21 protein-coding genes and 1 pseudogene are annotated in these 13,970 nt (G+C 61.6%); all 22 read left to right on the top strand.

What is annotated here, in order from left to right; all coding sequences use genetic code 11:
- Positions 1 to 32: 32 nt before the first annotated feature.
- The 22 genes and pseudogenes from ACWHTU_RS16600 to ACWHTU_RS16495 all read left to right on the top strand — a co-directional run bounded on the left by ACWHTU_RS16600 (position 33) and on the right by ACWHTU_RS16495 (position 13,967).
- Positions 33 to 602: a hypothetical protein gene (locus tag ACWHTU_RS16600; protein ID WP_447860514.1), complete on the top strand. Its 570-nt coding sequence runs from the start codon at positions 33 to 35 to the stop codon at positions 600 to 602.
- A 280-nt stretch (positions 603 to 882) separates the two neighbouring features.
- On the top strand, positions 883 to 1,320 hold the full coding sequence (locus ACWHTU_RS16595; RefSeq protein WP_447860513.1) for a CBS domain-containing protein: 438 nt from the start codon (positions 883 to 885) through the stop codon (positions 1,318 to 1,320).
- Between the two features lie 76 nt (positions 1,321 to 1,396).
- On the top strand, positions 1,397 to 2,194 hold the full coding sequence (locus ACWHTU_RS16590) for a sulfite exporter TauE/SafE family protein (RefSeq protein ID WP_447860512.1): 798 nt from the start codon (positions 1,397 to 1,399) through the stop codon (positions 2,192 to 2,194).
- 13 nt (positions 2,195 to 2,207) lie between these two features.
- Positions 2,208 to 2,621 (top strand): OsmC family protein, encoded by a 414-nt coding sequence (locus ACWHTU_RS16585; RefSeq protein ID WP_447860511.1) that lies wholly within the window; start codon positions 2,208 to 2,210, stop codon positions 2,619 to 2,621.
- Between the two features lie 137 nt (positions 2,622 to 2,758).
- Positions 2,759 to 3,118: a DsrE family protein gene (locus tag ACWHTU_RS16580; protein WP_447860510.1), complete on the top strand. Its 360-nt coding sequence runs from the start codon at positions 2,759 to 2,761 to the stop codon at positions 3,116 to 3,118.
- Positions 3,119 to 3,157: 39 nt separating this feature from the next.
- Positions 3,158 to 3,688: a c-type cytochrome gene (locus tag ACWHTU_RS16575; RefSeq protein ID WP_447860509.1), complete on the top strand. Its 531-nt coding sequence runs from the start codon at positions 3,158 to 3,160 to the stop codon at positions 3,686 to 3,688.
- A 122-nt stretch (positions 3,689 to 3,810) separates the two neighbouring features.
- Entirely contained in the window at positions 3,811 to 4,074 is a 264-nt protein-coding gene (locus tag ACWHTU_RS16570; protein ID WP_447860508.1) for a c-type cytochrome, read from the top strand.
- Positions 4,075 to 4,471: 397 nt separating this feature from the next.
- Entirely contained in the window at positions 4,472 to 4,909 is a 438-nt protein-coding gene (locus ACWHTU_RS16565) for a hypothetical protein (RefSeq protein WP_447863385.1), read from the top strand.
- 154 nt (positions 4,910 to 5,063) lie between these two features.
- Positions 5,064 to 5,348, top strand: coding sequence for a hypothetical protein (locus tag ACWHTU_RS16560; protein WP_447860507.1), 285 nt, complete (start codon positions 5,064 to 5,066; stop codon positions 5,346 to 5,348).
- Between the two features lie 212 nt (positions 5,349 to 5,560).
- Positions 5,561 to 5,932 (top strand): c-type cytochrome, encoded by a 372-nt coding sequence (locus ACWHTU_RS16555; RefSeq protein ID WP_447860506.1) that lies wholly within the window; start codon positions 5,561 to 5,563, stop codon positions 5,930 to 5,932.
- Positions 5,933 to 6,012: 80 nt separating this feature from the next.
- Positions 6,013 to 6,483, top strand: a complete 471-nt coding sequence (locus ACWHTU_RS16550; protein ID WP_447860505.1) for an Hsp20/alpha crystallin family protein — start codon at positions 6,013 to 6,015, stop codon at positions 6,481 to 6,483.
- 228 nt (positions 6,484 to 6,711) lie between these two features.
- Positions 6,712 to 7,005, top strand: a complete 294-nt coding sequence (locus ACWHTU_RS16545) for an Hsp20/alpha crystallin family protein (protein WP_447860504.1) — start codon at positions 6,712 to 6,714, stop codon at positions 7,003 to 7,005.
- Positions 7,006 to 7,365: 360 nt separating this feature from the next.
- Positions 7,366 to 8,070: a hypothetical protein gene (locus ACWHTU_RS16540; protein WP_447860503.1), complete on the top strand. Its 705-nt coding sequence runs from the start codon at positions 7,366 to 7,368 to the stop codon at positions 8,068 to 8,070.
- 387 nt (positions 8,071 to 8,457) lie between these two features.
- Positions 8,458 to 8,703, top strand: a complete 246-nt coding sequence (locus ACWHTU_RS16535; RefSeq protein WP_447860502.1) for a hypothetical protein — start codon at positions 8,458 to 8,460, stop codon at positions 8,701 to 8,703.
- 4 nt (positions 8,704 to 8,707) lie between these two features.
- Positions 8,708 to 9,343, top strand: a complete 636-nt coding sequence (locus ACWHTU_RS16530; RefSeq protein WP_447863384.1) for an RNA polymerase sigma factor — start codon at positions 8,708 to 8,710, stop codon at positions 9,341 to 9,343.
- A gap of 17 nt (positions 9,344 to 9,360) precedes the next feature.
- Positions 9,361 to 9,495: a hypothetical protein gene (locus ACWHTU_RS16525; RefSeq protein WP_447860500.1), complete on the top strand. Its 135-nt coding sequence runs from the start codon at positions 9,361 to 9,363 to the stop codon at positions 9,493 to 9,495.
- 74 nt (positions 9,496 to 9,569) lie between these two features.
- Positions 9,570 to 9,869, top strand: a pseudogene (locus tag ACWHTU_RS16520) (Hsp20/alpha crystallin family protein); the annotation flags it as partial.
- 17 nt (positions 9,870 to 9,886) lie between these two features.
- Positions 9,887 to 11,377 carry a DegQ family serine endoprotease gene (locus ACWHTU_RS16515; protein WP_447860499.1) on the top strand — a complete coding sequence of 497 codons (1,491 nt, stop codon included), beginning with the start codon at positions 9,887 to 9,889 and terminating at the stop codon, positions 11,375 to 11,377.
- A 108-nt stretch (positions 11,378 to 11,485) separates the two neighbouring features.
- Positions 11,486 to 12,022: a hypothetical protein gene (locus tag ACWHTU_RS16510; protein ID WP_447860498.1), complete on the top strand. Its 537-nt coding sequence runs from the start codon at positions 11,486 to 11,488 to the stop codon at positions 12,020 to 12,022.
- A gap of 162 nt (positions 12,023 to 12,184) precedes the next feature.
- Positions 12,185 to 12,523 (top strand): hypothetical protein, encoded by a 339-nt coding sequence (locus ACWHTU_RS16505; protein ID WP_447860497.1) that lies wholly within the window; start codon positions 12,185 to 12,187, stop codon positions 12,521 to 12,523.
- Positions 12,516 to 12,959 carry a thioredoxin TrxC gene (gene trxC, locus ACWHTU_RS16500; protein WP_447860496.1) on the top strand — a complete coding sequence of 148 codons (444 nt, stop codon included), beginning with the start codon at positions 12,516 to 12,518 and terminating at the stop codon, positions 12,957 to 12,959. Before ACWHTU_RS16505 ends, trxC begins: the two co-directional genes overlap by 8 nt.
- Positions 12,960 to 12,968: 9 nt before the next feature.
- Positions 12,969 to 13,967: an NAD(P)/FAD-dependent oxidoreductase gene (locus tag ACWHTU_RS16495; RefSeq protein WP_447860495.1), complete on the top strand. Its 999-nt coding sequence runs from the start codon at positions 12,969 to 12,971 to the stop codon at positions 13,965 to 13,967.
- Positions 13,968 to 13,970: the final 3 nt, after the last annotated feature.

Here is a 13,970-nt window from a genome sequence, read left to right as displayed (position 1 = left end):
CGGCCGCACAGGATTCAAGAAGGGATCAAATCATGACTCGAACACACGGCCCCGTCCGGATTCTCGGCCTCTCGGTCGCCGCGGTTCTGGCGTGTGCCGCGGCGGGTCCGGCTGCCGAGTCGCAGGGAGAACACGCGCGAATCAGTCTCGAAAAGGCCAAGGCGCAGATCGAACTGGCGCTCAAGCAAGCCGAGTTGTCGCTGGCGCCGCATCAACCGGGGAGCGGGTGGACGAGGCAGCACATGCAACGGGTTTTGAACGTCATCGAGGGCCGCCGCGGTCCGGATTTCAGGGAAACCGTCGAGGACCCTGGAGACGGCTATGGGGCGGTGTGGCATCTGCGGGACGCGCTCGATGCGTTGCCGGGCGGCCTCTCCACCGATGCGGGGACCGCATTGGATCATGCGCTGGCCTATCTGAACGATGCGGCAGAACATGCCAGGCGTTCGCTGAAGGGAACCAGCGTAGCCCAGGTGCATCGGGAAGCCGGATTAGCCGCGGGGATGCTGGCGGCCGCCTTGGGGCGAGAAGGCAGTTCGGCGCCGGCGATCGGCGCCTTGACCTATGGCCTCAACGCGTTGGGACAGGCCCCGGCAAAATAGTTGGCGGAGCACCGGCCGGCTTGTTGTCGGCGATCCGTTTCTCGGTTGTGTCGCAGAGACCGCCAAATCCGCGCGGGGCGTGGCGAAGTATGCAATTTGTCCAGATGAGGGCCTTTTGAAAGGTAGGAAGCTGCGGCCGTTTTTACACGGGTCAACTGGAGACCTCGTTGAGAGCTAAGGCGATTCTGCCCGGGCCTGGCATGACGGGCGAGGCGCGCCTCAGCGGCTGAACGGCGTGAAGTCAACCATCATTCATTTGAAGCCATCAAGGAGGGGAGCTATGGCGAATATCGCTGCAGGAGTACCGGTCGGGGGACTGAAAACCGTCGGGCAGATTGTGCCCACAAATGAGCTGAAGTTTTACGCCAAGCAGAACGGATTAGCGGTCGCGGTTGAGCTGCTCTCCACGCACACACCGGGGGCGCCGGTCGTAGACGAGAAAAACCGTTTTATCGGATTCATCAGCGAGTTTGACGTTCTCCGCGCGCTCGAGGCCGGAAAGGATCTGAGCCAATGTACCGCCGACCAGATCATGGCCAAGGACCGGATTGCGATCAAAGATACGACCACGATCCAAGAGGCGGTAAAGATCATGGAAGAGAAGCGTCTCCTGAATCTGCCGGTGGAGAAGAACGGCGAGGTGGCCTATACGGTCACTCGGCATGATCTCCTGCGCGCCTGGATCGGGCTTGGTCTCGGGATGGGCTTAGAAGCGTAGCCTCCTCTCCGACACGCGATCCCTCGATCAAGGAAGGGTTCGGGCCGAGGATCCTGCTTTACGCGATACGTTCTCCATGATCTGGCAGGCGGCTCTCGCGGTGGCAGCAGGTGTCCCCATCGGTCTCCAACTTGGCGCGACGGGAACGGGCGGCGCGCTGCTTGCGGTGCCGATGATGGTCTACATCGCCGGCATCCCAGTGCAACAGGCGGCGGCCATGTCGCTGGTGATCGTCGCCGCCACGGCGTTGGTGGGGAGCTGGGAGTACGCCAAGATTGGGCAGATCAGGGCCAAAGCGGCTCTGGCGTTCAGTTGGACGGGTATCATCGGATCGTGGGGCGGCGCGTACGCCCACAAATTGATCCCAGGGGAGGTTCTGCTCATCGGGTTCGGCGTGATGCTCTTGATCGCGCGGGCGTTGATGGTGCGATACGGCGGGCTTGCTTCGCTGCCAGACAAAGAAAAGCCGTGCGCGGCGACCTTTCCCCGGACATGTTGGGTGAAAGTCGCGGCCATCGGACTCGCGGTGGGCGCGGTGAACGGATTTTTCGGCGTCGGGGGCGGCTTCATGATCGTGCCGACGTTGGTGCTCGCGCTGGGATTCACGCCGCGGCTGGCGGTAGGGACGTCGTTGACGATCATTGCGCTGATCTCGATCGGCGGAATCGTCGGCCATGTGCAGTTCGGCTCGTTCGATCCGCGGCTGGCTGCCTTGGTCATCGCGGGTAGCGTGCTCGGCATCCTGCTTGGCGCACGGCTCGGTCGAGTGGCGTCACCCCAAGCGGTGAGCGCCATCGCGGCGACGATCACGGTCAGCTTTGCGCTCTGGCTGATCGTATCGAACATGATCAAGCTGTGGGGGCTTCAAGTGTGAAAGGAATGCGATCATGCAGCTCACCGTCACCCATCAAGGCGGCGTGCGATTCGACGTGACCAGCGGCCGGCATACGGTGATTACCGACCAGCCGATCGAGGATGGCGGGGCGGACGCCGGGATGAGCCCGGTGGAATTGTTCGTCGGCTCACTCGCCGGTTGTGTCGGCTACTTCGTGGCAAAGTTCTGCGCGAGACATCGCATTCCCATCGATGGGTTCGCGATTGATGCCGAGTGGTCCATGGCCGAACAGCCTCACCGCGTCGGCGCCGTGGCGCTCCGGCTGCGGCTCCCTGCGGAAGTGACGGTCGAGCAGCGGGAGCGGCTGCTCAAGGTCGCGCGCGGGTGTACGGTGCATCACTCGCTGGTCGTTCCGCCGGAGGTGGCGATCACGCTTCAGGTGGGGCAGCGCCAATCGGTCACATGACGCAAGGAGGGTCGACGGAGAGCGCGGGCTCGGGATTCTTAAGGCTATCTCAAGGCGGGCCGAGGGCTATATGGTTCATGGACGACTCTTTCATCATCAGGACGAGTCGTGCGAACCCTGTAACAGGGAGGTAAGGCATGGCCTCATTCATCATTTCTGGCAGTCGAGGCACGGACGATCCAACGATGGCCACGCTGCCCTTCATGGCAGCGAAGGCGGCCAAGGAGCAGGGACACGATGTGGTGTTATGGCTTCAGAACGAAGCCGTGGTGTTGGCCCGCAAAGGCGTGGCGGATCATGTGACCGGAGTCAACCTGACGCCGCTGAAAGACCTGCTGGCGGCGCTACAGAATGCCGGTGTGCCGATCTGGGTTTGCGGCGCCTGCGCCGTCGCGCGCCAGGTTGGCCAAAGCGATTTGGTTGCGGGAGCGACGATCAAGGGGATGCCCGAGTACGTGCAAGCCGTCGCGATGCGTGACCGGAACATCGCGTTCTGATTGACGAAAGGCAATCGTAACATGGTCTATGGAGGAAGGTTGGCGACAGCCGCAGCTGTGTTAGGGCTGTTTGCGCTCCCACTGTTCGCAGCGGAACGGTCGATGATGCAGCCGCGGGTGCCGGCCGATCAGTTGGCGGAAGCACGGGCGTTGGTGAATCCGCTGCCGCATGCGCCGGACGTGATCGAGAAAGGCAAGGCGCTCTACCATGGGAAAGGGACCTGTGTCACTTGTCACGGCGTGAGCGGTCGGGGCGACGGTGTCGCGGCGGTGGGGCTGGAACCTTCGCCGCGGAACTTTCACCATCGCGGCTTCTGGCGGCACCGAACGGACGGCGAGATTTTCTGGGTCATCAAACATGGCATCGCAGGGACGGCGATGGCGCCTTTCGGCGGCATGCTGACGGACGAGGAGATCTGGTCGATCATCGAGTACGAGCGCAGCTTTGCGGAAGACCGAGGACGCCGAGCACCCATGGGACCACGGCACGAAAGGGAGCACAGGGGACCAGGTGGCGGAATGGGTTCGCGCGAGGGAGGATGCTGTGATCCACTGGAAACAGTCCGGTGACCGCGGCACCGCATGAGATGGACGAGACGGAGCCGGTTGGCCGCTTCGGTTGTCACGGTGCATGTCGTAGCCGATAGTGGAGCCGGCGTGACGGCACTGGCCGCGGCCATCCGAGCGGTGCAATGTTCGTCAAGAGCACGTGCGCGGCGTGCCATCGCATCAAGGGCAAACCGATACCGCGCCGGACAAAGACAGCCCCGGATCTCATCTGGGCCGGGAACAAGTATCGTCGCGAGTGGCTTGTCGCGTGGCTTCAGAACCCGGACTTATTACCTGTCGGGAATGATTTCCGATCGGAGCGAAAGAAGCGGCATCTCGCTCTGCCTGTCGATCAGGCGAAAGCCGCGGGTGAATTTCTTGCCACGCGGAAGGATCCTCGCATCTAGGAAGGCATCATGAAACCGGGACCGCCGGAGCAGCTTGGGCGAGGCCAGAAGCTCTCTCGGGAGCGTGGGTGCTAGAACTGACACCTGACACCGGCCCAAACGGCTAAGGGGGTATGTGGGAGGCACGTCGAGTACCTCATTCATCAAGCTCGGTGAACGCCTCAATGCTGAGCTGATGGGTCTATCGCTTTAACCAGAACCCGAACGATTTCGAGCCGGACAGCGGCTCCTACATCCCGAATCCGCCGCTGTCTGACGAAAGCATCTATACAATCACGGCCTCCATGGTGACGTTCATAAAGGCGGGAGGCTGAAGGTCGAGGAGACTGGTTCCCGCCGTGATAGCCAGAAGGTGGAGGGATCCATGACGGCGCGTGTAATTGGAGGGACGGCCTTGGTGCTGTGGGCGGCGACAATCGTCGCTCTTGGCTGGATTTTCGTCATGGGATGGACGGTATCCGGCACCGATGGTCGCACGGAAATCTTCCTGGCACCGGCCGAGCGGGATCAGATCCTGGCCGAGATGCGGCAACTCTTGAAGGCGGTCCATGGGGTGGTGGCCGGATTGAGCGGTTCGGACGATGACATGAAAGCCGCCGAAGAGGCTGCGCGAGCAGCCGGCATGACCATGGCGGCCGATACCAACCCTGCAATCATGGCCAAGCTCCCGCTGGCCTTCAAGCAGATGGGCATGTCGATCCACCAAGACATGGATGCGCTTGCGGACGCGATCGTCCAAAAAGAATCATCACAGCAACTCCTTCAGCGGCTTTCGAGCATGACGGCGCGCTGCACTATCTGTCATGACCTGTATCGGTTTGCCGCAGGGCGCTAGGTGTGGGAAGCGTGAAGCGTAAGGCATCGCTAATCGGCTGTGAGGCGTGAAGAGAGATGGATGAATGGGGAACTCTTGTCAGTGTTGCGAACCCTTGAGGTTTACATCGACCGCGAGCAATGTCGCTCCGGCCGTATTCAGAGGGAGGTGCCTTATGAAGTCAAAAACGATGCTTTCCGTTGCCGTGGCCGCCGCCACGCTGCTGCCGTTAGGTGTAGTGTCCGTGGGGTCGGCTCAGGAGCGCGAGCGCGAGAAGACTCAGACGCAGCAGCAGCTCCAGGAGAAGGAGAAGACCCAGACCAAGGAGCAGGTGAAAGCACAAGAACGAACGCGCGAGCGGACACGGGAACAGACCCGCACGGAACGGCCGGACAAACCACAGATGGAGAGAACGGAGCGGCCGGAGCGCCAGGGTAGCGGCGCTGGTGGCGGGCGATAAGGAATCGGCAAGACAGAAGAGTGTAGTCATGTCTGCCGAATCCAAGTTGGAAGGTTGACCGGTAATCATGAAGACCTATTGAGAGTGTTCTACCGAGTCACTCGTCATCCCATGCTGGGGAACCAGCCGGAATCCTTCCGCGCGAAAAATTCGCTGATTCCAGTCGATGGCGCGGAGTAACGTCACTGATATCTGCAGGGGAGAGAGAAGTTATGATTCGAGCGACGTGGCGGAGTCTGTTGTTTCTGGTCGGAGTCTGGGCGATGAGTGTGGCCATGCCCATGGGTTCTCTTCTTTGGGCCGAGCCGAGCAAGGGCAAGCCCGAAGCGGGGAAGCAAATCTATATGGAAAGCTGCCAGCACTGTCATGGGCCGACGGGAAAGGCCGACACCGAGTTGGCCGCCTCGCTCACGCCTCGGCCGGCCGATCTTACAGCCAAAACGACGCAGTCCAAGAAGGATGGGCAACTCCGCAAAGCGATTGTCGAGGGGGTGCCCGGCACGGCCATGAGCGCCTTCGGCGAGGCGTTCGACGACCAACAAATGGCCGACGTGATCGCCTACATTCGGTCCCTGAAACCATGAAACGCTCGTGGCCGGTGTCGCGCGGCGACTGAGAGTTCACGAGTTTACACACCAGATCACACAACAAGGAGGGAAGAGTCATGGGTACCTTGATACCGTGGGAGCCATTCACGAGGTGGGATCCGTTCAAGGAACTCGAGGAGATGGAGCGACGCCTCTCGACCTGGTTTGGCCGGCCTGTACGCCGTCGGGAAGGCGAGAAGGAAGCCCTGACGGTCGCGGAATGGTCGCCGCTCGTGGATATTGAAGAAACCGAGAAGGAGTACCTCATTAAAGCGGAGCTCCCGGAGATTAAGAAGGAGGATGTCAAGGTCACGGTCGAAAACGACGTGCTGACGATCGCCGGCGAGCGCAAGTTCGAGAAAGAAGAGAAGGGCAAAAAGTACCATCGGGTCGAGCGGAGCTACGGAAGCTTTGTGCGCAGTTTCACACTGCCGGAAGACGCGGATGGAACGAAGGTGTCTGCCGAATACAAAGACGGCGTGTTGCGCATCCATCTGCCGAAGTCGGAGAAGGCGAAACCGAAAGCCATTGAGGTGAAGGTTGCATGACCAGTCCGATGAGCCTGTGAGCCGCACCAGAGGAGGTCGCTCGGATCTCGGGAACGGCATGCCGGTGAGTGGTTCGGTCGTGCACCTTATGGAATTCTCGCTCCCGCCGACGGAAGCGTTTTCACTGACGGTGGTTGGCCTTGGCTGTCGACCCTTTTGGGCCGCGCGCCGGTGCGCACCAACGGAGACAGGTGAGAAGCCCTTACTGTTACCGAATGGACGCCGTTGGTGGATATCATTGAGGACGAGAAGGAGTACCTCATCAAGGCGGAGCTGCCGGAGCTCAAGAAGGAAGACGTGAAGGTGACGGTGCAGGACGACGTGTTGACCCTGTCGGGGGAGCACAAGGACGAGAAGGAAGAAAAGGGCAAGAAATGCCACCGCTTCGAGCGCAGCTTTGCGCTACCCGGCGATGCCGACGGCACCAAGGTCAGCGCGGAATTCAAGGATGGCGTGCTGACGATCCACTTGCAGAAGTTCGAAAAGGCCACGCCGAAGGCGATCGAGGTGAAGATCCCGTAACGAAGACCCCGATCACAGACGAGCGGCGAGCGTCAATGGGGGTGTGACAGCAAAAAGGGGGTACGGTCCAGATGTGTCTTGTTCCCACCACCAATTGATCTAAGGTGCCACCCTCAGGTTTAGCGGGACGTGATCCCGGAGCAACAGCCTGGTCATAACAGTTGACGGTTGCGTGTTAGTTGGTGTGTCGGCGACATGACCTAATTGAGCGATCAACAGATCGAGTCTGCGATTAAGCAGCGACTCAACGGAAATGGTCGAAAAACAGTCGACTGAGTATCCGGGCGCAAACGGCGATCCGTTTCATGATCCGACGCTGGATGCATAAACTCTCCAACCCCTACAGTGCGAGGTGGTCTCATGACGGGTGCCGGGCGAACGATGACAAGACGGAGTTGGCTCTCCACAGGCCTCTTGGTGTTCCTCGCCGTCCTTGGAGTACATACCTCTGCCGCGATCATTGACCATCTCGCCGCGCAGGATGCCGCCACGCCACGCGTGCTGCCGCGGTCGTTTCAGCGGGCCAGGCTCGGGATGGCGCTGGGCGAATTCAGCCGTGTGAGTCCGGAGACGGCGAAAACGCGCCGGCAGAATCTGGCGACGGTAACGTTGACCGAGCCGTCGTCGGATCCGGCCATCCGGCGCGTCTTATATCGGTTTCACCGGGGCAAACTGTACGAAATTCAGATTCACTATCGTCCCGAGCGTTTACCGAGCGGTGTGACGGGGTTGCTGGCCCGTTTGAAGGAGATCTATGGGCCGCCGTCAGTCGACCGGGAAGACCATCTGGATATCGATTCGGGCGATCTGCGGCGCCGGCGAACGGTCTGGCAGGACGGGCGGACGAAGATCACGTTTCTGGAGCGGGAGATCATCGACGAACATGGCCATCGCTCCGAGCCGACGCTCACGTTGACCGATCTCGAGCTGGAACGCCTGCGTGATGCGGACCAAAACGAACAGGCACGGCGGCAGGTTGAACGCATCCCGATTCCGCTGCCGGATGGCGGACCAGGGCCGGGCCGGGTGGCCGCGGAGGGCAGGCATAGGAGTCTCGGAAACTGAACGTGTCGGATCGGATGGTGCGTGCTGCACGGCCTGGGAGACCGGGTCGATGCGGTTGGCACCGCTGTCCTCGGGGCGGCGATCGGCCGTCCGTGCCGGTACGAGCACCACAAACAGTGATGAGGAGCCCATGCAATGGGATCTCAGATTCAAGGGACTTGGCGAAGATACTCGCACCGCCCACATGTTGGCGCGATGGCGGAGCAGGTTGGAGCGGCAGCTGAAGGGATTCGCTTCCGATCGAGTGTCACTGCGAGGTCTCGTTGAGCGCCATTCGAACAAACGGCGGTTTCAAGCCATGCTCCTGCTGTCGGTTCCGGGACGAGTGATAGTGGAAAGGAAGATGGTGCGAGCCTTGAGCCCGTCTTGAAAGAGGCGTTCACGGAAATGATGCGACAGGTGGATAAGCATCGCGCGATGTTGCGCCGCGAACCGCTGTGGAAACGACGTGAACGCCGCGAGGCGCTGGCCCTTGCCACGAAACTCAAGACGGTGCCGTTGGAGGAACGGGACCGTGAGGCGCTTCTCACCGCGCTTGGCGATCATCTCGACACCCTGCAGCGGTTTGCTGCGCACGAAATTGCGGCCAGGCTGGCGGCCGGCGATCTGTTCCCTGGCCAAGTGACCGTTTGACGACATCGTTGACGCGGCGGTCCTCACGGCGGCCCAGGGTTTTGCCGATCGACCCAAGGACCTGCCGCTCGATCGCTGGCTCAGGCAACTCGTGCTCGAGCAGGTCGAGCGCGAGGTCAGGCGGATGCGAAAAGAAGGAGGCTTGCTGCGCCTGGAAGAAGCCAGTGCGATGCCGGGGTCTGAAGACGGCCTGTTCGAGTTTTACCAACCGGACGAAGTCGTACGATTGGAGGACCTTGTTCCGGCCTCGGAGCTTCCGACACCGGATCAGATGGTCGAGCGGCAGGAACTTCAACGCACCGTCAATCGAATGCTCGTGCACCTGCCCACACAGTGGCGGCTCGCGCTCGTCCTCCATGAAGCGGGAGGCTGCTCGCTCGCCGAGACGGCCCATGTACTCGGGATCACGGAGTCAGAAGTCAAGCATGCGCTGGACAACGCACGGGCCTTCCTTAAGCAAAAACTGGCCGAACTCCACCCTTCAGGTGCGATGGCGCACGGTGATCACGGCCAGCGGATGAACGAACCCCGTCGGATGGTCATGGGAGCATTGGTCGAACAGGTCTGCGGAGAGGGAGCGGCGAAGCTGAAGGAGGCCGGCGGCCTTGGAGGGTGGCTTGCTTCGCAAATCATAACATAAGGAGTAGGGGGGGGACGATGTTTCCTTTGCGTGACAGCCTGCCCAGCCTCAATCCGCCGGTGATAGTGACGGCGCTTGTACTCGCCAACGCCGCGGTCTTTTTGTTTGAGTTGCTGTTGCCCTCAGCGGTCCTACTAGACCGCTGGCGATGAGGTCTCATCCTGTGCCGACATGGACTGAGGGTGGTCGAAAACCTTTTGGATGAGGAGGGCGCCGTGAATCTGAAAAAACTTATGTGATCACCACTGAAGTCCCGGGCTTGGAGGCGAGCGATCTTCAACTGGAACTCTTGGACGACACCCTGCTGATCCGGGGAGAAAAGCGGCAGAAATGGGAGAAGCAGCATGCCGGCGTCTACCGGATGGAGCGCCGCTACGGCGCGTTCGAGCGCATCTTGTCGTTGCCTGACGATGCCGATCTGGATCGATTGGAGGCCAAGCTCAAACATGGGGTTCTGACGGTGACTCTGCCCTGTAAGCCGAGCGCGAAGGCCGCGTCGCGATTCATCGAAGTCAAAGCCGGTTGAGGGATGCGAGGAGGATCATGATGAGACAGGCGGCACATACCCGACGAGAGATTTCGTTTCGGTGGTGGCGAGCGGCGGCGATCGCGGGATGGCTGGCGGTCGGGATCGGCGTCGTCGGGATGACCGCCGAAGCCGCACCGTCGATTGGGTCAGCGCCTGGGCAGGAGACCCGACCGATCCTCGTCTCCACCGGCGCGCTCCCGCCGAATGAGGCGTTGGTGGCGGTGGCCGAGCGTGCGACGGCGTCCGTCGTCAATATTGCATCGTCCCGTAAGGTGGCCGTCGGCGAACCGTTTGGGCCGTTCTACGGCGACCCGTTTTGGCGGCGGTTTTTCGGAGAGGAACTCGGCCCACGAGGGCCGCGCCGCGAGGAGCGGGAGTTTGGCGAAGGCTCGGGTGTGATTGTCAGTTCAGACGGGTACATCATGACCAACAACCACGTCGTCGAGGGGGCCGAGGAACTCACCGTCATTCTCCCTGACAAACGCCGCTTCAAAGCGAAGATCATCGGCACCGATCCGAGGACGGACCTCGCGCTGATCAAGATCGATGCGATGGGCTTGCCGCCCTTGCCGTGGGGAGACTCCGGTAAGTTGCGGGTGGGCGAGCTCGTGCTGGCCGTCGGTAGTCCGTTCGGGCTGACGCAGACCGTGACCATGGGCATTGTCAGCGCGGTCGGCCGGGCCAATATGGGCATCGTCGATTACGAGGACTTCATCCAAACCGACGCGGCCATCAACCCGGGTAACTCCGGCGGCGCCCTGGTGAATCTGAAGGGCGAGCTGATCGGCATCCCCTCGGCGATCTTCAGTCAAACCGGGGGATATATGGGGATCGGATTTGCGATCCCCAGCAACATGGCCAAGAGCGTCATGGCCAGCCTGCAGAAGCACGGGAAGGTCATCCGCGGCTGGATCGGCGTGTCGATCCAGGAGTTGACCCCTGAGTTGGCAAAGGAATTCGGAGTGAAGGACGCCAAGGGTGTTTTGGTGGCCGACGTGCTAGACGACGGACCGGCCGCTAAAGCCAAACTCGAGCGCGGCGACATCATCACCGCATACGATGGAAAACCGGTTACCAATCCGACGCAGTTGCGCATGTTGGTGGCCGACACCGCGCCGGGAACGACCGTAACCCTCACCGTAGTGCGGGATGAACGGACACGGGAGGTAAAGGTGACGGTTGGGGAGTTGCCGAGAGAAACCGCACGAGCGTCCGGTGAAATCGAGGGTGATCACGCCTTGGCCGGTATCGTCGTCGAACCTGCCCCTCGTGACCGGTCCGGTCGGAGAGTCGGAGGAGTCTGGGTCGTTGACGTGGATCCCGGGAGTCCGGCCGCACTCGCCGGGCTGCGACCCGGGGATCTCATCCGAGAAATCAACCGGAAGCCGGTGAAGTCCGTCGAAGACTTCGAGCGGATGGCCGGACGACTCCGTCCCCAGGAGCGGGTGCTTCTGCTGGTGACCCGTGGCAATGCGACGATTTTCCTGTCGATCAGTCCGCAGTAGTGAAGGGATGTGAGTACCGCAAAAGACCATCGCCGAGTGGTTCGGTAGGCGCCCAGTCTGTCGGCGTCGCCTCTCTGGCGCGCTGACTTGTGAAGGAAGGGAAAGGTCATGGCACGGGATCGATGGCACCTTACGCTGGTAGAGGAGCAGGATTTCTTGCCGGTGCCCTGGACACCGCAACAGAGCGAGCCGAGGGTTGCAGCCTCTTTGACAGATATGGGCGCCGCGGGGCTAATTGCTGCTTGTACGTTGCTGGCGTGTCGGGGTCCTGGTCCCCAAGCCTGGACTCTTGGGTACCGGCACGATCCCGTCGCCTTCTTGCTCGATACGATCGAGGAAGCCGTCTGCCTCTGGACGACCGACGGTGCAAGGCTTTATCGCAATCGGGCAGCCGAGGTCCTGAATCTGGACTGGCGCGGCTGCGTCCGATTAGAACACCTTCGGCACAATGACCGCGACCTGGAACGGCGGTGTGCCTCGTTCTCCTTCGGCAACGCCGCTTATGTACTGGAGATCGTCCATGAGGTGAGACACGCCGAGAAGAGTGTGGGTGCGCGGGGGGAGAACGGCATCCGAGACGAAGCCGCGTGGCCGAAAGACGACGCGATTGCCGGGGCTTCAAAAGCCATGCAGGGAACGCCGTGACGCAGAGGGATGACAGACGCTCACGAACGAGGATGACAGTTCTGGCGGCCGTGGATGGTTCGCTGTATTCCCGTTGGGCCATTGAATGGCTCGGTGTGTTGCCATTTCGTGATCCCCCTTGTTGTGCACGCACTCCATGTCATCGATGTGCCGAGCCTTGCGGTGCCTGTGCTTCCCCGGCCAATTGCCGGAGCACTTCGCCCCACCGTTCAGGCAGAGGTGCAACGATTGGTCATCCATGCACGCGAGGTGCGCGCCGACACGGAGAAGCTGTTGGAGGCCAACGGGCTTCAAGGCAAGGCGCTCCTTGTGCGCATGGCTCGTGCACCACGCTCGTCGTGCGTGGGCGACATGGACGGGGCTGAAAGGCTTGACACGCGACACAATCAGATCGTGCAGGTTGTCTCGGGCCCATCGAGGGCCAGGGCGACGGCGCAAGGTCCCGTGGTAGGGAGCGACATCGAGCATCTGAAGCGGGCAGGGCTGGCTGCGGATGAGTGAGCCGGTACACATCGTCTGTTCCCAGTGCCGGGGCGTCAATCGCGTGCCCGGAACCCGTCTGAGCGAGGGCCCCAAGTGCGGCCGGTGCCATGCGCCGCTGTTCACCGGACACCCGATCGCCCTGACCGGGGCGGACTTCGACCTGCACGCGACACGCAATGATATCCCGTTGCTCGTGGACTTCTGGGCGCCTTGGTGCGGACCCTGTCGGATGATGGCCCCCGCCTTTGAGCAGGCCGCGAAGATTCTGGAACCACAGGTTCGCCTGGCCAAGGTGAATACGGAAGAAGAGCAGGCGCTGGCGGCTCGCTTTGGAATCGTCAGTATCCCCACACTCATTCTCTTTCACCAAGGGCGGGAGATCGGGCGACAGCCTGGGGCGATGGGGACGCACGACATCGTCCGGTGGGTCAGGGCCCAGAGCCAAGGCCTGTGAGATCAGGCGATGGAATTCCGCACGGTCTCCTTCGATTGGTCTCCGATGCAGGACGTGCCGCGGCCTGATCCGGCCCGGCTGTACGATCTGTTGATCCTGGGAGGCGGTCCGGCAGCCATGGCTGCCGCGCTGTACGGCGCACGAAAACTGCTCACGCTGGCGCTGCTCACGAAGGACTTCGGCGGTCAGATGGCGGAAACCACGGAGATCGACAACTACCTGGGGTTTCAGACCGTGACCGGCCGCGAGCTGGTCGAGCGGTTCCAGCAACATGTGTCCTATTTCAAGGTCCCGGTGTACCAGAGCGACTCCGCCAAAGACGTGCGAAAGGAGGACACGCAGTTCCGCGTGCTCTTCGAGAGCGGGACCGAGTTTCGCGGCCGGACGGTGATTGTCGCCACGGGCAAACGAGCGCGCATGTTGAACGTGCCGGGCGAGAAGGAACTGATCGGGAAAGGGGTAGCTTACTGCGCCACCTGCGATGCGCCGTTTTTCACGGACAAGCAGGTGGTCGTGGTGGGCGGGGGGAATTCGGCCTTTACGGCGGCCGTCGATCTGCTGAAGGTGGCCAAGCAGGTAACGCTGATCAATGTTGCCGCCGGATGGCAGGCCGATGAAATCCTCGTCCAAGCAGTCAGGTCTCATGCCAGGCTGCTCGATCGTCACGCGGTCACCCGCATCATGGGAACGGAACGGGTGACCGGGGTAAGGATCAAGGAACTGGAATCCGGACGGGAAACGCTGGTCCAGGCCGACGGCGTGTTCGTCGAAATCGGGCTCATCCCGAACACGGAGCCGGTGCGTCATCTCGCCAAGCTGAACCAAGCCGGGGAACTGATCGTGGACTGCCACTGCCGGACCAGCGTGGCGGGCTTGTTCGGAGCCGGCGATGTGACGACAGTACCCCACAAGCAAATCATCATCTCCGCCGGCGAAGGCGCGAAAGCGGCCCTCTCCGCCTATGAGTACCTGGTGCGGGGCGAGTCGGCGAGCCAGTCGCCGGAATGAGAA

This window comes from Nitrospira calida (genome assembly GCF_976986435.1).
The sequence above is the reverse complement of the archived record's forward strand: the minus strand, read 5'-3'. Positions and strand labels throughout refer to the sequence as shown.

What these genes read in the sequence shown, in the direction of transcription:
- ACWHTU_RS16600 (WP_447860514.1), top strand. Translation starts at nt 33, where the DNA reads ATGACTCGAACACACGGCCCCGTCCGGATTCTCGGCCTCTCGGTCGCC.
- ACWHTU_RS16595 (WP_447860513.1), top strand. Translation starts at nt 883, where the DNA reads ATGGCGAATATCGCTGCAGGAGTACCGGTCGGGGGACTGAAAACCGTC.
- ACWHTU_RS16590 (WP_447860512.1), top strand. Translation starts at nt 1,397, where the DNA reads ATGATCTGGCAGGCGGCTCTCGCGGTGGCAGCAGGTGTCCCCATCGGT.
- ACWHTU_RS16585 (WP_447860511.1), top strand. Translation starts at nt 2,208, where the DNA reads ATGCAGCTCACCGTCACCCATCAAGGCGGCGTGCGATTCGACGTGACC.
- ACWHTU_RS16580 (WP_447860510.1), top strand. Translation starts at nt 2,759, where the DNA reads ATGGCCTCATTCATCATTTCTGGCAGTCGAGGCACGGACGATCCAACG.
- ACWHTU_RS16570 (WP_447860508.1), top strand. Translation starts at nt 3,811, where the DNA reads ATGTTCGTCAAGAGCACGTGCGCGGCGTGCCATCGCATCAAGGGCAAA.
- ACWHTU_RS16560 (WP_447860507.1), top strand. Translation starts at nt 5,064, where the DNA reads ATGAAGTCAAAAACGATGCTTTCCGTTGCCGTGGCCGCCGCCACGCTG.
- ACWHTU_RS16555 (WP_447860506.1), top strand. Translation starts at nt 5,561, where the DNA reads ATGATTCGAGCGACGTGGCGGAGTCTGTTGTTTCTGGTCGGAGTCTGG.
- ACWHTU_RS16550 (WP_447860505.1), top strand. Translation starts at nt 6,013, where the DNA reads ATGGGTACCTTGATACCGTGGGAGCCATTCACGAGGTGGGATCCGTTC.
- ACWHTU_RS16540 (WP_447860503.1), top strand. Translation starts at nt 7,366, where the DNA reads ATGACGGGTGCCGGGCGAACGATGACAAGACGGAGTTGGCTCTCCACA.
- ACWHTU_RS16535 (WP_447860502.1), top strand. Translation starts at nt 8,458, where the DNA reads ATGATGCGACAGGTGGATAAGCATCGCGCGATGTTGCGCCGCGAACCG.
- ACWHTU_RS16525 (WP_447860500.1), top strand. Translation starts at nt 9,361, where the DNA reads ATGTTTCCTTTGCGTGACAGCCTGCCCAGCCTCAATCCGCCGGTGATA.
- ACWHTU_RS16515 (WP_447860499.1), top strand. Translation starts at nt 9,887, where the DNA reads ATGATGAGACAGGCGGCACATACCCGACGAGAGATTTCGTTTCGGTGG.
- ACWHTU_RS16510 (WP_447860498.1), top strand. Translation starts at nt 11,486, where the DNA reads ATGGCACGGGATCGATGGCACCTTACGCTGGTAGAGGAGCAGGATTTC.
- trxC (WP_447860496.1), top strand. Translation starts at nt 12,516, where the DNA reads ATGAGTGAGCCGGTACACATCGTCTGTTCCCAGTGCCGGGGCGTCAAT.
- ACWHTU_RS16495 (WP_447860495.1), top strand. Translation starts at nt 12,969, where the DNA reads ATGGAATTCCGCACGGTCTCCTTCGATTGGTCTCCGATGCAGGACGTG.